The following is a 17,353-nucleotide window of genomic DNA, read 5'->3' on the forward strand; positions in this document are numbered from 1 at the left end:
TCGATGAATTTTCGGTATATCTCAGGCTTCTTCACATCCTCTCCATATTGGCGATAAGCCTGCCGTGCCAGGGAGCTGCCTGTTCCAGCTGATAGGCTAACCCGAGCAGCAGGGCTTCTTCACCTCGGCGGGCGGCGAAGTGAGATCCGCAGGGCATGCCGTCGGGCAACTGGAACAGAGGCACAGACATGGCCGGCATGCCTGCAATGTTGTGCACGGGTGTGAATCCGGCAAACACTTCTGTACGTCGGATGAGTTCCTCCCGTCCGAGAGTCGGAGCCAGAAAGCCGATCTCGGGCGTTGGAATGCCTGTGACCGGACTCAGGAAGATATCACATTCCGGAGCATACCGTTGCATGAGAAGGGACGTCCTCTGAAACAGCTCTGCAGGAAGGCTCCGGGCCTCGATGGATAACGATCGATACCATTCGATCAGCGACAGTGTGAACGGCTCAAGCATCGACTCGACGCCGATGGGTCCGACGATGCCTTCCATGAATCGGGCGACTCCGTCCATGGCTGCGCCTGCAGCCGTAAAAAAAGCGTCGGAGAGTCCTCGACCATCCACGGCAGGCGGTGCAATGGGTCGCACATCATGACCGAGCTCTTCGCAGAGTCTCACTGTTTTCAGGAGAATGTCTTCGATTTCCGCCGGGACGTCGGCGCCGAGAAGCGTACGACTATAGTATCCGATCCGAAGCGGGCGGACTTTCGGATTGCCCAAATGCGTGACCGAATGATCGGATGAAGACTGAACCGGGCTCTCGATGAAGCCGACTGGAGGATAACCCTTTTCCTTCTTCTCAAAAAGATCGAGAAAGGCGGCGCTATCACGCACGGAGCGCGTCACGACGTGATCGACGACAAGATCCGAGAAGTCGTTCGTATAAAAGGATGTGGGAACGATGCGCCCGTTAGACGGCTTGAATCCGAACAGGCCGCAGGCCGAGGCCGGGATGCGAATGGAACCGCCGCCGTCGTTTGCATGAGCAAGAGGCACCATACCCGCTGCAACGGCGGCTGCCGATCCGCCCGACGATCCCGTCGCCGAACGAGCGGCGTTCCAGGGGTTTCGACTAACGCCCGATAGCAGCGATTCGGTGCTGCCCAGCAGTCCGAACTCCGACGTCGTCGTCTTGCCAAGCATGCGCAGGTTCGCTTCCTGAATCCGCGCCGTAAACGGAGAAACCTCGTCGGTCTGATTCATCCTGAAAAGGCGCGATCCGAATGTCAGCGGCATGCCCGGATACGAGATCAGATCTTTAACAAGAAAGGGCACTCCTCCGAGTCGGCCTTCAGGAACCTGATCATCAACGGATTGCAACGCCTGCTCAAAGCGAGTTGCCGTGAGAGCATGGATCTGTGGCTCGATGCGTTCGATGCGCCGAATAGTCGCCTCAAGTAGCTCTCGCGGCGATAACTCGCCCCTCTTTAGCAGATCGGCCTGCCCGACTCCGTCATACTTCCAGATTTCGTTCATCCTGCTCCTCCTCAGTATCAAGACTCCATCAGAAGTCTTATGAGACCATCTATAACAGAAAGAGCGCGAAGAACGCCTTAACCGCGGTTAAGATTTTGCCGTTTCTTTGGGAAAAGTCAGTTTTTGTGATCAATGTTACATACCCTCTTTCCGGATTTCTGTATGCTCCTTCTTATCACATCAAGGAGTTTTGTATGAAGCTTTTTATCGACACACATGATAAGAACAAGGAAACCTTTCCCGCGCAGATCTCGCCCGAGCAGTTAAGCGAGTTCTATGCGAATTACCGCAAGATCTTCGCCGAAGAGGGTGTCGTTATCGTGCGGACGTTTCTCGGTCTTGGCGAAGGACGGGCCTTCTGCCTGAACCTGGCAAAATCTACTGATGACGTAAAGCGAGCCCATGATCGAGTCGGACTTCCCTATGACTCCATTACGGAGGTTACGGGAGTCTCGCCGAACGACCTTCTCCTGAATCTATGAGATGGAAGCTCTCATATACGGAGGATTCTCGTAAATGATATTGCGTCCGATTCACGGCCCGCTTGAAAACAAGCGGGCTTTTTCCGTTGCCACAAAAACGCATTCCGGCGCAGAACGGATTATGAAAAGGCATCAGGATGCTACGAACGACGTTATAAACAGTCGCATTGCCGGACTTGTCGAATACTTCCCCTTTTTGCGCTCAGTTTCAAACGACGGACTTGCCCTGATCGGGGAGTCTCTTGAAACCGTACAGGCAAGCGGCAAACAAACGCTTATCCATCGCGGAGACGCAGTGGGTGGCGTTTATCTTGTCGAAGAGGGAGCGCTTCGCGTTTACAGTATCAGTCCACGCGGAAAAGAAAGCACTCTTTACTGGATCGAGCCCGGACAGTCCTGTATCCTTGCAATGAACTGCGTTTTCTCAAATATTCTGTACCCGGCCTGGGTGGAGAATGACCGCCCGCGATCACGTATCTCTGTGATTCGCGGAGATGTCTTCCGAAAGCTCCACGAATCCGAACGTGGGATTCAACAGTTCACGGTGGACGTTCTGTCGTCACGCATCTTTGATCTCATGTCGACAATAGAAGAAATCTCAACGCTTCCCGTCGGACATCGTCTCGCTAACCTTATTCTGAAAAAGAGTAAACCGCCCGGCCATCTTGCGATGAGCCACGACCAGATGGCCTCGCATCTGGGCACGGCTCGCGAAGTCGTTACGCGAAACCTTAAACAACTGGAAAAACTCGGCGCTATCCGTGTAGAACGGGGTTATACAACGCTGATTTCGACGAAAACTCTCGAGCAATATATCAACGGCGAACTGCCGGATTGATCCCGGCGGAGCGTCACTTCATTTGCGGTTATCTGGATGGTTTGAGTTTACCGGTTAGCTCGAAACCTATTCCTGCACAGTCAGCTTCTTCTCCTTTCTTAATCCGTCGATGCTCTCGCGACGATCTCGTCCAAGCTTCATCATGTACGCAACCATACCGTCGATCTCGCGCTTTCCCTCAAGTTCCGCTCGCGCTCTGCTGATGTAAACGGCATTCTGCCCGGCATACGTTCCAAACAGGTCAAGAACCTCCATGCTGCGAACGATCTCCTCAACATCGATTCGTTTCTCATAAAGCCAGGGATAGGCGGGATGTGTGGAATACGCCATCTCTCCCTGCATCGTCGGATCCTTGAAATGCCTGTAATGCCATTCCGCGTTTCGCAAGTCCGATTCGCGCCATAGATCAGGGCCCGTTCGCTTTGAGCCCCACAGGAACGGACGATCATAAACGTACTCGCCGGCCGTTGAGTACACGTTCTCGTCATTATCGTCCCGTCCAAAGCGAACGGCCTCCCAGTGAAACGGTCGGATCATCTGCGAATGACATCCGCTGCATCCTTCTCGTATATAGATATCGCGACCGGCCAGCTCGAGCGCCGAATAAGGCTTCACGCCGGGCTCAGCGGGAACGCTGGATCGTATAAAAAGAGGCGGAATGATTTCAATCATGCCGCCTATGGCAATGGCAACGGTCACTCCTATCGTCAAAAGCAGGCCGTTTATCTCAAGACGCTGATGCTTCTTCAGTAGCTGTTCCACAGGATCTTACCTCAGGCACCATCTCTACTCTGAAAGCTGCTCATTGTAAGTGACAACGGTCACGAACGAAAGACTTCTTTTTGTTTTATCTATGTGACCGGAATCACGGTTTCGTCCGAAGATCTATGGCACGATGCCTGTCATGAGGTACATCATGCAAGCATTTGCCAGGCTCAGACAGCATCCGAACCTGCCGTTAATCGGATTTCTTTTCAGCGCAATCTTCTGGGGCGGCCTGTCCGGATTCAGCGGACTCTCCGTTGCGATGAAACTTCTCATCCCCGGCGTCGAGCTTGCCGGTGAGTATTTATCGTTCGGACGGTTCCGCACGATTCACACGCACGTAGTTCTCCTCGGTTTTGCCGTTTCCATCATCTTTGCCGGTATCTATCATTCAATGCCGGCCTTACTTCGCACTTCGATGTACTCGCGAAAGCTTGGACTGATTCATGTCATTATGTATAACGCCGTCGTGCTTGCCGGAACGGTAAGCTTTGCGCTCGGTATCAATCAGGGAAAAGAATATGCTGAGATGGAATGGCCGTTCGATATCGCCTTTATCGTCATGTGGATCGTCTTTGCCGTGAATTTCTTCGGAACGATCGCCATCAGAAAAGAGAAGCATTTTTACGTATCTATCTGGTTCTATCTGGGATTCGTCGTAACCGTTCCCATTATGTTTGCCATAAACAATCTCGCCGTTCCCGTAACGCTCTGGAAATCCTATTCTCTCTATGCCGGCAGTACGGACGCCAACATCCAGTGGTGGTATGGCCATAACGGAGTGGCTTTTATTCTGACGACTCCGTTTCTTGGACTTCTGTATTATTATCTGCCAAAGCAGATACAGAGTCCGGTTTATTCCCATCGCTTTTCCATCATTCATTTCTGGTCGCTGATCTTCTTCTACGTATGGGCCGGCCCGCATCATCTGCTCTATTCTCCGTTGCCGGAATGGGTGCAGATGCTCGGCATGGCCTTCAGCGTGATGCTCATCCTTCCGTCCTGGCTTGGCATCTTCAACGGCTTCCTGACACTCACACATGCGAAGCGTCGCGTCGTCTATGATCCAATCGTGAAATTTATCGTCATAGCCATGTCGTTCTATCTTGTAACGACGATGGAAGGAAGCCTGCTCGCGATAAAGAGCATCAACGCACGCCTGCACTACACCGACTGGATGATCGCGCATGTGCATGCCGGCGGGCTTGGCTGGGTCAGCGGAATCAGCTTTGCCATGCTGTACTATATCGTGCCGCGTCTGGTGAAGAAGCCTTTGTATTCTATGGAGCTGGCCGACACGCACGCATGGATGACCTTTCTGGCCGCCTTTCTGTATGCTGCTGCAATCTGGCTCTCCGGCATCGGTGAAGGGACGATCTGGAGCACGCTCTCATACGACAGAGAAACGAAACAGCTGATCCCTTTGAACTGGGGACATCTCGCAGAGTTGTTAGCCATCTTCAGGCAGGTTCGCAGCATAGCGGGAGCGATCTTTATGACGGGCTATGCGCTGCTTCTATATAACCTGATGAGGACGGTTTTCGGCGGGGAACGGGATTAGCGTTAACCGAAAAGTGCCTCCATCCTGTTCTACAGCAGGATGGAATCGGACCATCCGAGCTGTATATCTTTTTTGAAACGCCTTTCTTTGCATCTTCGACCCAGCCTTCATTCTTAAAAGCAGCCCAGATGGCCATGCTATGACCGTGGCCTAAGTCAAAGTCCTCTTTCAGCCACTTCACGAGGTCACCTGCCTTCAATCCGGGCTTAAGTAATCCTTTCTGTCTGGCCAGCTTTCGAAAATCTTCAGGTGTTTTGCCTGTCTTTGTTTTGATATTGTCGATGTACGCCTGAAATGACATAGAGCCTCCTATCGCGACCAGAAGAAGCGCAGGATGCGCGAATCACGAAGAGCGAGACCGGCCCAGGCAAGTACTCCGACATAGACGGGGAAGACCGTATGCGTAAAGAGCGGATTGTCGACACGCAGATGCGTTACGACCGCTCCGCCGAGATAGCCCGTCAGCAAAACGGCGCCGATGCGAGATGTGGCCGGCACGGCATACAGGATGGTGCACAATAAAAGAATCAGTCCGATGTGCAGGATTGTAGCCTCAAAAAAACCCAGCTCCTGGGCGCTTTTCAGGACCGGCTCGACCCGGGCAAGCTTCCCGGCTGCGTCAAAAAGCAGGAAGGCAACAACCAGCCCGCTAAGAACTCGCCCTGTCCAAATTCGGGCACGTGAATCGTTCTGTTTTTCCATAAGTCTCGTCGGCCCTCTTCAGGCCCCTCCAGAAATGATGTCTCTAAAAAACATATCACTTGATATGTTGTCAAGCCCCTGAAACCTGGAAAAATCAGGACAAATGGTCAGATGCTCGTATAATGGAAAAAGACGATGGGCAAGCAGGAAGAAACGAGGCAGAGGATTATCGAGGCTGCCTTCTGGCAAATCTACGAGCACGGCTTTCAGGGGGTCGGAGTCCGTGAAATCGCTCAGAAGGCCGATCTGACGATCGGGGCATTCTTCTATCATTTCAAGACGAAAAACGACGTCGGCTATGCCATCATCGACGAATACCTCGCAGCCGGAATTCACGAACGCTGGATCGCTCCTCTAAAAGACTTCGAGAATCCCATTCAGGGCATGATCGAAATCTACAAAAAGACATTCGACGAGTGGCCCGATGAGTTCGTATCACGAGGATGCCCTTTGAATAACCTCGGTCAGGAGATGTCGGCCATCGACGAGAAGTTTCAGGCAAAGGCGGCACGGCTGCTTGCCGACTGGATCCATAAGACCAGGCACTACCTTGAGATTGCTCGCGAGAAGGGAATCCTGAAGCCAGAAACGGATACTGCGGCGTTAGCCGAGTTCATTGTTACGTTTCAGGAGGCGACGTTCGCCATGGGCAAGGTAATGAACGATCGAAAGGTCTACTCGTCTCTGTTCCACTCGTTTAAAGAGCATCTATTGAATCAGTGCGTTTGACGGGGAGCGGGTTGGATCGCAGAACCGATTCGCGAACCGCAGAGGTCGAGCAAATCAACTTCGACTCTTTTAGAGGGAGTCACGCTTCCGCTTCAATCATCGAAAAATCCACATCTTCGTAAAGAGCGCGCATCGGTACAGTGAGGTCGATGCTCCTGAATTGCACGTTTGCATCTTCGCCGGTGAAAGCCACAAATTCCCAGCGGCCGTCGGGCTCACGACGAAATATATCGACTCGATGCTCTCGCGAATCAATCAGCGCATACTCCGTCAGACTACCGATCTCTCGATAATGGGCGAATTTTCCACCTCGGTCAAAGGCCTCTGTGGCCGGCGAAAGCACCTCAATGATGAGCTTCGGATGATCTTTAAAATAACTACGTTGCCGATCCGACGGATCGCAGCTGACCATCACATCCGGATAAAAGAAGGCTTCGCCCTCGTTGCAACGCACCTTCATATCTGCCATGTAAACACGACAATCCGAACCACGCAGATGAGCCTTCAATAAAGCAAAGGCGTTTCCGCTCACGGTAACATGAGCGTCAGATGCACCGGCCATCGCATAGAGTTCTCCGAGAACGTACTCATGGCGTGTCGGCGCGTCTCGTTCACCGGCGAGGTATCCCTCCGGTGTCATCCTTCGCTGTCTGGCCGCACCTGACATCGCTCTACTTTATGAGAGAGCTACAGTAACGTCAAGGGAATTCATGCGGGATGTCGCGCCCGTAGGTCTGAATAAGAAAACTGGCAGCTTTCCAAGCCAGGAAGAAAACCTCCCGCGCCATCTAAAATTTCCCGCTCCGTTAGCCTACCGATTGACAAGCAGACACGAATCGCCTACGCTGGATGAAGATGGCTTCACGATCCCTGCGAGAAATACCGGGCGGCGTTCTGGCGACCCTGCTCGGCATTCCCAAAAGCATCGCCCTGGGGATCGTCGCCCTCGCCCCTCTGGGCTCTGCCTTTACGGCCGTCGGCCCATTTGCCGGATTGGTTTCGCTTGCCGCCGGTAATTTCGCCACGCCCAGCCGCCGCGGCGGCTCCGTCGTCAACAGCGGGCCCTATTCCGTCTCGGCGCTGATGCTCGCCTCGGCGGCGACTACGTTTTCGCTCACGCATCCGCCCGACGTCGCCTTCCAGCTTCTTCTGCTCGTCGTGCTTTTATCGGGTGTGATTCAGCTGCTCCTGGGCCTGCTGCGTTTCGGCACGATTGCCAAGTATATTCCGTATCCGGTTTTCTCTGGCCTGATGAACGGCAGCGCCATCCTCATCCTTCTGCCGCAGGTGAAGCCTATCTTCAATGCGACGCCGGCCCTTCTGTTAAAAGATCCTTCGGTTCTGCTTTCGCAGACGACGCTGCTATCGGTCGCAGCCGCTACGTTAACCGTCCTCGCATACGCCCTTACGAGACGTCTGAATCGCTCGGCCGTACCGCCTGCCTTTATTGCCGTCATCGTCGGATCGCTCGGTTTTCACGCCGCTGCGTATCTCGGCAGCATCTCCGTTAGCGAACTGTTAGTCGGACGAATTCCAACGGGCATTCCACTGCCCCGCCTGTTTGCATCTGCCTCAGAGGATCTTCTCTCACTACAGACATGGCAGACGCTTGCGCTTCCGGTCGCCTCTTTTGCGACCAGTATTGCGCTCATTAATAGTCTGAGCTCGTTTCTTGCGCAGAGCTTCTCTGATACCTTGTGTCGCGAGCGAACCGATCCAAACGCCGAGCTGCTAAACCAGGGATCGGCTAACCTTCTCTCTGCCGTATTCGGCGGCCTGCCCGCTGCCGGATCCTCCAGCCGCTCGAAAGCCGCCTACGATTACGGCGCACGCACGCGAGCCTCTCGCCTTGCGGGCGGACTTTTCGCCGTCCTTGTCCTCGTCTGGGCCGGACCGCTTTTTGCGCCCATCCCGCTTTCCGTAATGGGTGGCGTGCTTCTGATTCTCGCCTATGGCCTCTTTGATCGCTGGCTGCTGCTACAGATCGTCGAGCTTATGAAACAGCGCGATCGTCGTGAGATTGCGACGAACATCGGCATCTCGCTTCTCGTCACGGTCGTCATGGTCGCCGTCGGCATGGTCGAGGCCGTCGTTACCGGAGTTCTGCTCTCCGTCGTCATCTTCGTAACGACGATGAGCCGCGGGATTATCCGAAGGGAGTTCTCGGGCCTCAGCATGCGATCCAATACGGAGCGTCCGCGTCGCGAAACGGACATCCTCGACCGAGAAGGCGACGCCATCCGCATCATCGAACTGGAAGGCTACCTCTATTTCGGAACGGCCGACGATTTCCTGCTGCGCACCGACGTCCTCTTACGAGAAGGCGCTCGTCACATCATCCTTGACGTTCATCATCTGAAAAGCGTCGACATCTCGGGCCTTGTCGTCGTCGATCAGGCATACGAACGCTGCCGCGATGCCGGGGCCCGTCTTGCCATCGTCTCGCCCGTGCGCTCTCCGCTTCGCGAGAAGTCTCAGCTCAGCGGTCTTGTGTATGATTACCTTGACGATGCCCTGGCCGCCGCCGAAGATCTGTTGATCGACAGCGCCGGCGAAAGCGAGCACGACACATCGATCACGCTTGCAGAGGTCGACATCCTCTCAGAATTCACGCCCGCCGAGCTCGCGCAGCTTGAGCCGTATCTGACGTTTCAGAGCTATGCGGACGGCACGAAAGTATTAACCGAAGGAGAGGCCGGCGACTCCGTATTTATGATCGCCGCAGGCCGGGCCGAGCTGTACACGACGACGGATGGCCTGTATCATTGCTATTATCGCCTGAGTCGGGGCACCGTTTTCGGCGAGATGGCGATGATCGACGGCCGCCCCCGCTCGGCCGACGTGCTTGCTGCAGGCACGCTCAGCTGCTGGGTGCTGACGATGGAACGCCTGAACCGGCTAAAGCAGGAGCATCCGGATGTCGCCTACCGCGTCATGACGGGCGTCGCCGCGCTGCTTTCACGCAGAATACGGATCAATCTGAATATTATTTCGCAGTACAGGAAGTAGGTTAACGTCGCATATCACGATTCTGAATGAATGCCGTGATGGCGCCGATGAACGAAGCGCTGAATTGAATGAAATCGAGGCCCGTTGACGGCTCGGTAAAATCGCCGCTCCGACCGGTCGACTCGGCCGAAAAAAGCAGACATGCAGAATCGTACAGGCCTTCGAGCACAAGACGCCTGCAAAACTCTACGTATCGCCGCTGATATGACGCCTCTTTAAAATCCGGCAAAACCGGAAAGTAAGGCTCACGGACCTTGACCGGCGTCGCCGATTTCGGATGATCTTCAAGAAGCATAAAATAGCCCATCCACGGTTTGATGGACTGCTTCATCGCTCCTTCTCGATAGGCGGTTCTCAGATCCGTTGCGCTACCGAGCGCCTCTTCGACTCTGTTATTGAAATTGTTTCCGAACGATGGGCCGATATGCGATTTGAATTCGACCGAGGCGATCAGATCCCCGTCTGCATACAACACGAGATCCCACTCCTTTGTCGGACGATAGTAGCCCGGCAGCGTCGTTTCTTTCATATGTATCTCGGAATCGGTTAAACCTGAATCCCTGGCGATCTTTGCGAACAGCTCGATAAATCCGTCAAGCTGCGCCCCGCCCGTTACGGAACTGCGATTGCCGGCATCCTTCGTTCCGCTCGCCTCGCCCTGCTTTTCTGATTGCACCGTCCGTTTCTTCCAGAAATAAGCGACCGCTTCGGCAAGCTCGTTCTTATAATTCCGTGCCTTCATCTATGCGATCTTTTTTATCGTCGTGCGGTTAAACAGGCCAGTCGTCTCTTTCTGTATACGATCGGCGGCCATCTTGAAGTACTCCGGATCAATCTCCACGCCGATGCTGTTCCGGCCGCTCTTCGCCGCTGCAATGCTTGTCGTGCCCGACCCGAGAAACGGATCGATGACCGTATCCCCGACGAAGCTGAACATGCGGATCAGCCTCTCTGCAAGCACGACCGGATAAGGAGCCGGATGATTCTTCGTCGAAGCTCCGGTAATGCCGCTCCAGATCTGCTGGAACCATTCCTTATGCGACTTGTCGGGGATGATACTGAGTAGCCTTTCTTCGAGCGACGGCTTACGGTAGCCGCCGGGCTTGCGCAGCATCAGAATATATTCAATGTCGTTTTTGATGACGCCATTCGGCTCGTAAGGCTTCCCGAGAAAACGGGAGTTCCCCTCAACTTCATACTTTGCGTTAGCGATCTTATGCCAGATAATCGGCGCCAGATTCGAGTATCCGATACGACGGCACCGCTCCTGAATCGACGAATGCAGCGGAAAAACGACATGCTCACCGTTATTATTGCGACGTGACAGACATACGTCGCCGACGACGCAGACCAGACGTCCGCCTGGAACAAGGGCATCATAGATCTGCTGCCAGACCTTATCAAGCTCGTCCAGAAAGGCCTCGTAATCCTTGATGATGCCGAGCTGACCTCTTCCCCCGTTATAGGGCTTCAGGTTCCAGTAAGGAGGCGAGGTTAACGCAAGATGCACGCTGTTCGGCGTGAGAAAATCCATCTGCCGGCAGTCCTTTCGGTAAAGCGTGTGCGTGGTCGGAATCGACTGGAGGGCATTTGCGATGTCGGCCATCAGGATGTCGTTCTTGGCCATTTCGGGAATGAGGTCCTGACTGTATTTACTCTTCTTAAGGGACGCCGGGACAAATTCAGCCAGATCTTTCATCGCAAGGTTGATAAGATGGGATCACTTATTTTTTGTCAAGTATATTGCGGGAGGGTGAGATCTACTGTCATTCACAGCGACCCAAGAGTGAAGAAAACTGAGGCCATGCTCCAAAAAATTGAGACTCAAAAGCGGCGTTATGCCCCGCTTTAAGCATGAATGGGTCGGAAAGGGCTTGAATCTATGATCATTTTTTGCTTGATTGTTGTTTCTGCCGGAAAAAATAAAGCAGGATCATGGAAAAGAGGCGAATAGTTGGTAAACAGCCAATTGGTGAACGCCACCGATGACACAGACTTTGCCAAGATGGAAAACTATCAAGGATCTGGTTGGCTTACAAACTTATAGGAACTAAGTGGAGACAGCGTAACTCGTCAGACATTTGGAGAAAGGCAATGGCGAATTCAATCATCCGTAAGGCAAAAAGCGCCCAAAAGGGGAGCGCAGGTGAGAACTTGGAACTCCCACTGCCGGCAGAGTTACGTCACAATATCTTCCGTGAAGTGACCGGTTCCGATAAAGTGCCGAGCTCAACTATTGAGGCTTGGGAAATCTTGACAAGAAACAGCAAAATCAAAGTCCAGGGCAAGCCCTACGGCAACAAGCTGGTTATCCAAGAGGGAAGTGTTTTCAACCATCGTCGGTATTCAGACGATATTGAGAAAGAGATCGATACTGCCTTAAAGCTGTGACCATCATCCTGTGGCAACCCGACAAGAATTCCTAAGTCTTTACCGCGACAAATTCTTGCCGGTATACTCAGATCTGGTCAGCTTTCTCGGTGATAAACCCCAAGAATTACTCGTTCAGTTTGAGAACATTAACTCACACCTGATATGTGTCCTTGAATATGGCAAGAGCCAAAAGGGTCAGGAAAACCTCGACAAGGCCTACAATCATCTCACGCGTGCAACATTGGATAGCAGCAAGCTCCTCTGGATAACCATCAACGCAAAACTCGACGCTTTGCTGCTGGACGAGACTAGCCGAACCTTCGGTTTCAGTTTATCCCAGAAGGATCTTCGTAACGGATATGGATTGTTCAAGGAGCTCGGTCGAATTGCAAGAACGGTTGAAATGCAATACGTAGGTGACGATCCCCTAATGTCCTTGCCTTACTATCGAGGTGCGATCGATACAGGCTTTGGCATTCTCAAACATGAGGACAAGGAAAGAGTTCAAAAAATCAGAAATCTGTCGTTTATCGCATTGATAAAATCGCAAATCATCGGCTTTTTTCTGGGGATAATCGCAAGCATCATTGCGTCCATCTTGTGGAAAGCATTCGAATAGCCATCGATTCTGCCTGAAGGAGTTTCCACAAGATGGCCTTCGAACGGATTCGCATCTCTCTCAGGATAGCAAGTCAGGTGCGTTCTCCTGAAGATATCGTCACGTTACTCAAGATCGAGCCTACCGTGGTTCACAGAATCGGAGAGAAGATGTCGATGCGAAATCCATCGAGTACAACAAGGCAGGAAAATCTTGTTCTAATCGAATTCACCTCGATAAGGGACACAGATTTTTCGGAGGAGCTTCTTGGGGTAATCCGTTCTCTAAGCGAGAAACGATTGGAGCTAACAACGCTGAAGCGTGATTGCGACATTGAGATCTTCTGCGGGCTTTTTTCCGACAACGGACAGGGTGGCTTCACTCTGAGCTCAGATAGCGTGGCAGCATTGCATGCTCTCGGCATCGATGTCGTTTTCGATTTCTATGCTTGAGCTCATTCAAACTCATCCACTCTGTCGCAAGCTCTTTTCCCGCCCGCCCCTTCCCTGTTAACGCCTCGCCGCTTCCGCACATCCCGCGAACATAATTTTCTTATGTCGCATAATCCACTCCCGGTTGCCTCCAATTACTCCCGCCTTCCCGTAGCCCTTCGAATACTCCCGCCCTTCCATTTGCCCTTCCGTACTCCCACTCCCCCGAACGCATTCCCGCCACGCTCGCTTCTCCTCCCGCACGCTGCCTCGCACGTTAGGCGAACATAACAATATTATGTCGCGCTCGTTCATATTGGCCTTTCATTCACCGCGCACCCGTTCACATTACCCCTTCATTCACCGTAGCACCCGCCGTCCCATCCCCTTTCTGCCCTTCCTTTACCGGAACTTTTTCTTTTTTCCTGTAGCAAACACAGCAATCTTCCGATTCTTGCACTATCATGATCCTCGAGCAGCTCAGGGATGCCTTCGACTCCGAAGCCGACGTTCTTACCGAAGCCCTTTCTCTGGAAAGGGAGAAAACTCCTGCCATCTTGCAGGCGCGCGGCAAGCGTCTGAAGGAGCTTTCGGATCGCTCTGATACGCTGCTGGCCGATCTGGCAAGGCTTGAAGAGGAGCGGCATGAGCTGTTCCAGAGTTTCATCACGCAGAATCGTCAGGCCTTCAACGATCCGGCTCCGGGCATCGAGAGCTTCGTCACAGCGTTAAGCACCTTTAAAGAAGCGCCTGACGTTCGCATCTCGAACGCCGAATGGGCGTCGCTTCTCGACGATCTCATCCTTTCCGTTTCGCACTTTCGCGACACGGCCGTCAATCTGAAGAAAGAGGTGCATGCGAATCAGCAGCTGCTGAGCCGTACGCGTCGCGTGATTCAGAATCTGATGGACGATCTGGACAAGCCTTCGCCGGCCTATACGCCGCAGGCGAAACAGAAGCCACGTGCAGCGGGAGGACCGAGTCCGCTCGTCTTGAATACGAACGCCTGACGTTTTTTCTCCGCCTCCGAAAAAAATTCTCTAATAATCCCGGAATCGACCGATGGGACAATAGAGCCGCGTCTGCGCGCTCAGGAGGTTCGATATGGGTTCCACTTTCGGAGGCATTGAAATCGGTAAGAGAGGGCTGAATGTGCATCAGACGGCCATTCAGACGACCGGTCATAACATATCGAACGCCGATAACGAGAACTACGCTCGTCAGCGCGTCACGATGGAAAGCATGGATCCGCTCTATGATCCTTCGCTGAACCGTGCCGCCGGACCGGGCCAGATCGGACAGGGCGTGCAGATCTCGCAGATCGAGCGCATCCGCGATACCTTCTATGACGACCAGATCGCCCTCACCTCCAACGAGAAGGAGTTCTGGGAGTCTTCGCGCAATTATCTCTACCAGATGGAAAAGATCTTCAACGAGCCCTCCGACAATACGCTGCGCTCGCTGACGGATAACTTCTGGGCAAGCTGGCAGGATCTTTCGTCCTATCCATCCGATCTCGCTCACCGCGAAGTCGTGCTCGAACGCGCAAACGGACTTGTGACGCGCATCCACGACATCCACTCCAAGCTCAGCGATCTTCGCGAGCGCGCGGATAAAGAGGTCGTACAGACCGTCGAGCGGATCAACGGACTGTCTTCTGAGATTCGAGAGCTGAACGAAAAGATCCTGAAGCTGCAGGCGCTGGGCGATAATCCGAACGACCTGATGGACCGTCGCGACGCCGCCGTCGAGCGTCTTTCGTCGCTGGTAAACATTCGCGTCGGACGCGGCGATAAAGACGAGGTTTTCGTTTTCATCGGAGAGCAGGCGCTCGTGCAGGGCGTTATCCAGCGTAAACTGAAGGCGAATCCGAATCCGGCGAACGACGGCATGGCCCGCGTCGCCTTCGAGCATAACGATCGCGACGTCGTTCTCGGCGGAGGCAAGCTGCTCGGATTGATCGAGATGCGCGATAAGGCGATCATCGAACGCATCAACCGCACGAGCGAATTCGCCCTGAACCTTGCCGATATTGTGAACGAAGTGCACCGCGATGGCTTCGGACTGAACGGATCGACGAACCGCGACTTCTTTCGCATGCGTGCGCTGACCGAGGATGCCGGCGGCGCTTATACGGTGCAGAATGCCCGCGGCGACTTCGACCTGAACGGAGACGGCACGGCCGATATGACGGCCATCTTTCGCGTGACGGGAACGAATACGATCGATCCGACGAAGCGCGTGGGCGTGGACGGTACGATCACGCTGCACCGACCCGACGCGAATAACACGCCGGTACGCATCGACTACTCCCGCGACGAGACGCTCGAACAGGTGATCCGCAAGATCAACGACGCGAAGGCCGGTGTCGTCGCCTACATGACGCATGACAATCAGCTTGCGCTGAAGGCCGTCGTAAACGATTCCGATCGTCGACTGAATTTCATGATCAATCACGTCGAGGATTCGGGCGAGCTGCTTGTGGGTTATACGGGCCTGCTTGTTGCCTCGGGCGAGAACGGAGCGTTTGATTCCCGCCGCACGGGCGAGATGGTGAAGCTGCGCTCTCCTCTGTCGGATGTAACGCTGACGCCGGTCTTTCATCCAGCGGCGCATCTGCGCGTCGATGAGGCGCTCGTGCGCGACCCGGCTTCTATTGCGGCGGCCCGCGGCAAGGACGAAGGCGGCACAGGCGATTATAACATCGCAAACGGCATGGCCGACGGCTCAAACGCCCTCTTGATCGCGAAGGCCTTAAAGCAGGGTCAGAACCGCTTCGGATACGCCGAGAACGCCGAGGCCTTTTATAACGCCCTGATCTCTAAGCTGGGTACGGAGTCCCGCACCGCTGAGGACGCCGTGCAGCGTCAGAGCGAGAATCTCGTTTCGCTGAAAAACCTGCGTCAGAGCGTGATGGGCGTGAATCTCGACGAAGAGATGGCGAATATGGTGCAGTTCCAGCACGCATATAACGCATCGGCCCGTACGATCAACACGTGGGATCAGATGCTCGACGTGATCATCAACCGACTCAAGTCGTAAGCGAAAAACTCGATACTGAATAAGACGACATCAGGGTAAAGACCATGCGCATCACCGGACTCATGCAAAACCAATCGACCGTTCGCACGCTGAACCGCCATCAATACGAGATGGATAAGATTCAGACGCAACTGGCGACGGGACAGAAGATTCAGACGCCGAAGGATGATCCGGCGGCGGCGACGAATCAGATGTTTTTTCGCACTCGCATTAACGAACTCGACCAGTTTGACCGCAACATCAGCGACGGCACGGCACGTCTGAACCTGATGGACGGCGAGCTCGGTCGCATCACCGATATCATGCAGCGTATTCGCGTCTTAACCGTACAGGCCTCAAACGGTACGTATCAGGGCGATAACGCCTTCGAATTAAAGAATGCCATCGCAAGCGAGATCGATCAGCATCTTCGCGCACTCATCGACATAGGAAACGGCAAAGACGCTACGGGGCTTCCGCTTTTTGGCGGTTATACGGTGGAGCGTGCTCCTTTTGAGCCCATCGTTTCAAACGTAAAAGGGCTGAAGGGCCTCGAACTCGAGAATCAGATCGTCGGCGTCGAATACAGGGGCGACATCGGCAAACGACTGCTTGAGGTGGAGCGCTCACAGTACATCGACGTGAATATGCCGGGCAACCAGGCCCTCTGGGGAACGAACTTCACGATTACGGGCTCGGTGGATAACTCGGGCTACATCGCCTCGTCGGACCAGGCGTTCAAGATCGACGGCGTCGAGATTCGCGTGCAGGCCGGCGATACGGTCGATGACATCATCGACAAGATCAACCATGCAGGGCTCGACGTGAAGGCGTCCAAGATCGGACAGGACTTCGTTTCGCTGCATTCGACGGCTCCGCATCAAATCTGGCTTGAAGACATGGAGGGTGGGACGGTTCTGAAAGATATCGGACTCGTCAGCGCCGATCGCACCCGTCCGCCGAATAACTACGCCGATACGGCTCGCGTCTCAGGGCTTTCGCTTTTTGACGTCGTCATCAAGCTGCGCAACGATCTGCTTGCAGGGGACCAGCTCGAAATCTCGGGCCGCGATCTCGGCAACCTCGATGAGGCCATGGATAACGTTCTGCGTCACCGGGCTCAGATCGGCGCTCGTCAGAACCGACTCGAAGAGCATACGAAACGCGTCTCATGGGATAAGAACTACATGACCGAGCTGCTTGCCTCGAACGAAGGCATCGACGTGGCCGAGACGGTTATGAACCTGAAGTGGATCGAGTCGGTTCATTCCTATGCCCTGAACGTCGGGGCGCGCATCATCAAGCCGACGCTGATGGATTTTCTGAGATAGGTTGATACGTAGATTTAGTTTCAGAACGACATC

General features: G+C 54.0%; 18 protein-coding genes. 11 read left to right on the top strand and 7 right to left on the bottom strand.

The window, feature by feature from the left end:
- Positions 1 to 31: 31 nt before the first annotated feature.
- Positions 32 to 1,480, bottom strand: a complete 1,449-nt coding sequence (locus LEPIL_RS16210; RefSeq protein WP_002774060.1) for an amidase family protein — start codon at positions 1,478 to 1,480, stop codon at positions 32 to 34.
- Positions 1,481 to 1,674: 194 nt separating this feature from the next.
- Here LEPIL_RS16210 and LEPIL_RS16215 point away from each other — a divergent pair, with 194 nt between their 5' ends.
- Together LEPIL_RS16215 and LEPIL_RS16220 are read left to right on the top strand one after the other, a co-directional pair.
- Positions 1,675 to 1,962 (top strand): DUF4242 domain-containing protein, encoded by a 288-nt coding sequence (locus tag LEPIL_RS16215; protein ID WP_002774062.1) that lies wholly within the window; start codon positions 1,675 to 1,677, stop codon positions 1,960 to 1,962.
- A 121-nt stretch (positions 1,963 to 2,083) separates the two neighbouring features.
- Positions 2,084 to 2,800 (top strand): Crp/Fnr family transcriptional regulator, encoded by a 717-nt coding sequence (locus tag LEPIL_RS16220; protein ID WP_169314827.1) that lies wholly within the window; start codon positions 2,084 to 2,086, stop codon positions 2,798 to 2,800.
- Between the two features lie 66 nt (positions 2,801 to 2,866).
- Here LEPIL_RS16220 and LEPIL_RS16225 read toward each other — a convergent pair whose 3' ends face one another.
- Positions 2,867 to 3,562, bottom strand: coding sequence for a cbb3-type cytochrome c oxidase subunit II (locus tag LEPIL_RS16225; protein ID WP_002774066.1), 696 nt, complete (start codon positions 3,560 to 3,562; stop codon positions 2,867 to 2,869).
- Between the two features lie 154 nt (positions 3,563 to 3,716).
- Here LEPIL_RS16225 and LEPIL_RS16230 point away from each other — a divergent pair, with 154 nt between their 5' ends.
- Positions 3,717 to 5,126, top strand: coding sequence for a cbb3-type cytochrome c oxidase subunit I (locus LEPIL_RS16230; RefSeq protein WP_002774068.1), 1,410 nt, complete (start codon positions 3,717 to 3,719; stop codon positions 5,124 to 5,126).
- On the opposite strand, the gene LEPIL_RS24210 is transcribed toward LEPIL_RS16230, so the two are convergent.
- A complete protein-coding gene (locus LEPIL_RS24210) occupies positions 5,059 to 5,427 on the bottom strand; it encodes a DUF4287 domain-containing protein (RefSeq protein ID WP_002774069.1) in 369 nt (122 codons plus the stop codon). The genes LEPIL_RS16230 and LEPIL_RS24210 overlap by 68 nt on opposite strands.
- Positions 5,428 to 5,435: 8 nt before the next feature.
- Positions 5,436 to 5,828 carry a DoxX family protein gene (locus LEPIL_RS16235; RefSeq protein WP_002774071.1) on the bottom strand — a complete coding sequence of 131 codons (393 nt, stop codon included), beginning with the start codon at positions 5,826 to 5,828 and terminating at the stop codon, positions 5,436 to 5,438.
- Between the two features lie 135 nt (positions 5,829 to 5,963).
- On the opposite strand from LEPIL_RS16235, the gene LEPIL_RS16240 reads away from it, so the two are divergent.
- Positions 5,964 to 6,557: a TetR/AcrR family transcriptional regulator gene (locus tag LEPIL_RS16240; RefSeq protein WP_002774072.1), complete on the top strand. Its 594-nt coding sequence runs from the start codon at positions 5,964 to 5,966 to the stop codon at positions 6,555 to 6,557.
- Positions 6,558 to 6,636: 79 nt separating this feature from the next.
- Here the strand turns inward: LEPIL_RS16240 and LEPIL_RS16245 are convergent, their stop codons facing one another.
- The gene (locus LEPIL_RS16245; RefSeq protein ID WP_002774074.1) at positions 6,637 to 7,224 is read right to left on the bottom strand and encodes a Uma2 family endonuclease; all 588 of its coding nucleotides are present in this window, start codon (positions 7,222 to 7,224) and stop codon (positions 6,637 to 6,639) included.
- Between the two features lie 188 nt (positions 7,225 to 7,412).
- Here LEPIL_RS16245 and LEPIL_RS16250 point away from each other — a divergent pair, with 188 nt between their 5' ends.
- A complete protein-coding gene (locus tag LEPIL_RS16250; RefSeq protein ID WP_002774076.1) occupies positions 7,413 to 9,566 on the top strand; it encodes an SLC26A/SulP transporter family protein in 2,154 nt (717 codons plus the stop codon).
- A 1-nt stretch (position 9,567) separates the two neighbouring features.
- Here the strand turns inward: LEPIL_RS16250 and LEPIL_RS16255 are convergent, their stop codons facing one another.
- Both LEPIL_RS16255 and LEPIL_RS16260 read right to left on the bottom strand, forming a co-directional pair.
- Positions 9,568 to 10,308, bottom strand: a complete 741-nt coding sequence (locus LEPIL_RS16255) for a PaeR7I family type II restriction endonuclease (protein ID WP_002774078.1) — start codon at positions 10,306 to 10,308, stop codon at positions 9,568 to 9,570.
- Entirely contained in the window at positions 10,309 to 11,265 is a 957-nt protein-coding gene (locus LEPIL_RS16260; protein WP_002774080.1) for a DNA-methyltransferase, read from the bottom strand.
- 395 nt (positions 11,266 to 11,660) lie between these two features.
- Between LEPIL_RS16260 and LEPIL_RS16265 the strand changes: the two genes are divergently transcribed.
- The 6 genes from LEPIL_RS16265 (at position 11,661) to LEPIL_RS16295 (ending at position 17,320) form a co-directional block, all read left to right on the top strand.
- Entirely contained in the window at positions 11,661 to 11,957 is a 297-nt protein-coding gene (locus tag LEPIL_RS16265) for a hypothetical protein (protein WP_002774082.1), read from the top strand.
- Positions 11,958 to 11,967: 10 nt separating this feature from the next.
- Entirely contained in the window at positions 11,968 to 12,558 is a 591-nt protein-coding gene (locus LEPIL_RS16270) for a hypothetical protein (RefSeq protein ID WP_002774084.1), read from the top strand.
- Positions 12,559 to 12,590: 32 nt separating this feature from the next.
- On the top strand, positions 12,591 to 12,989 hold the full coding sequence (locus LEPIL_RS16275) for a DUF4279 domain-containing protein (protein WP_002774086.1): 399 nt from the start codon (positions 12,591 to 12,593) through the stop codon (positions 12,987 to 12,989).
- 443 nt (positions 12,990 to 13,432) lie between these two features.
- Positions 13,433 to 13,978: a flagellar export chaperone FlgN gene (locus LEPIL_RS16285; protein ID WP_002774088.1), complete on the top strand. Its 546-nt coding sequence runs from the start codon at positions 13,433 to 13,435 to the stop codon at positions 13,976 to 13,978.
- 94 nt (positions 13,979 to 14,072) lie between these two features.
- Positions 14,073 to 16,010 carry a flagellar hook-associated protein FlgK gene (gene flgK, locus LEPIL_RS16290; RefSeq protein WP_002774090.1) on the top strand — a complete coding sequence of 646 codons (1,938 nt, stop codon included), beginning with the start codon at positions 14,073 to 14,075 and terminating at the stop codon, positions 16,008 to 16,010.
- 44 nt (positions 16,011 to 16,054) lie between these two features.
- Positions 16,055 to 17,320, top strand: a complete 1,266-nt coding sequence (locus tag LEPIL_RS16295) for a flagellar hook-associated protein 3 (RefSeq protein WP_002774093.1) — start codon at positions 16,055 to 16,057, stop codon at positions 17,318 to 17,320.
- Positions 17,321 to 17,353 lie beyond the last annotated feature (33 nt).

The organism is Leptonema illini DSM 21528 (assembly GCF_000243335.1).
Lineage (GTDB): Bacteria > Spirochaetota > Leptospiria > Leptospirales > Leptonemataceae > Leptonema > Leptonema illini.

Excerpts from the sequence above, each read along its gene's own strand:
- LEPIL_RS16295 (WP_002774093.1), top strand. The coding sequence starts at position 16,055 with ATGCGCATCACCGGACTCATGCAAAACCAATCGACCGTTCGCACGCTG.
- LEPIL_RS24210 (WP_002774069.1), bottom strand. The coding sequence starts at position 5,427 with ATGTCATTTCAGGCGTACATCGACAATATCAAAACAAAGACAGGCAAA.
- flgK (WP_002774090.1), top strand. The coding sequence starts at position 14,073 with ATGGGTTCCACTTTCGGAGGCATTGAAATCGGTAAGAGAGGGCTGAAT.
- LEPIL_RS16230 (WP_002774068.1), top strand. The coding sequence starts at position 3,717 with ATGCAAGCATTTGCCAGGCTCAGACAGCATCCGAACCTGCCGTTAATC.
- LEPIL_RS16255 (WP_002774078.1), bottom strand. The coding sequence starts at position 10,308 with ATGAAGGCACGGAATTATAAGAACGAGCTTGCCGAAGCGGTCGCTTAT.
- LEPIL_RS16220 (WP_169314827.1), top strand. The coding sequence starts at position 2,084 with ATGAAAAGGCATCAGGATGCTACGAACGACGTTATAAACAGTCGCATT.
- LEPIL_RS16245 (WP_002774074.1), bottom strand. The coding sequence starts at position 7,224 with ATGTCAGGTGCGGCCAGACAGCGAAGGATGACACCGGAGGGATACCTC.
- LEPIL_RS16285 (WP_002774088.1), top strand. The coding sequence starts at position 13,433 with ATGATCCTCGAGCAGCTCAGGGATGCCTTCGACTCCGAAGCCGACGTT.
- LEPIL_RS16265 (WP_002774082.1), top strand. The coding sequence starts at position 11,661 with ATGGCGAATTCAATCATCCGTAAGGCAAAAAGCGCCCAAAAGGGGAGC.
- LEPIL_RS16215 (WP_002774062.1), top strand. The coding sequence starts at position 1,675 with ATGAAGCTTTTTATCGACACACATGATAAGAACAAGGAAACCTTTCCC.
- LEPIL_RS16210 (WP_002774060.1), bottom strand. The coding sequence starts at position 1,480 with ATGAACGAAATCTGGAAGTATGACGGAGTCGGGCAGGCCGATCTGCTA.
- LEPIL_RS16240 (WP_002774072.1), top strand. The coding sequence starts at position 5,964 with ATGGGCAAGCAGGAAGAAACGAGGCAGAGGATTATCGAGGCTGCCTTC.
- LEPIL_RS16235 (WP_002774071.1), bottom strand. The coding sequence starts at position 5,828 with ATGGAAAAACAGAACGATTCACGTGCCCGAATTTGGACAGGGCGAGTT.
- LEPIL_RS16275 (WP_002774086.1), top strand. The coding sequence starts at position 12,591 with ATGGCCTTCGAACGGATTCGCATCTCTCTCAGGATAGCAAGTCAGGTG.
- LEPIL_RS16250 (WP_002774076.1), top strand. The coding sequence starts at position 7,413 with ATGGCTTCACGATCCCTGCGAGAAATACCGGGCGGCGTTCTGGCGACC.
- LEPIL_RS16260 (WP_002774080.1), bottom strand. The coding sequence starts at position 11,265 with ATGAAAGATCTGGCTGAATTTGTCCCGGCGTCCCTTAAGAAGAGTAAA.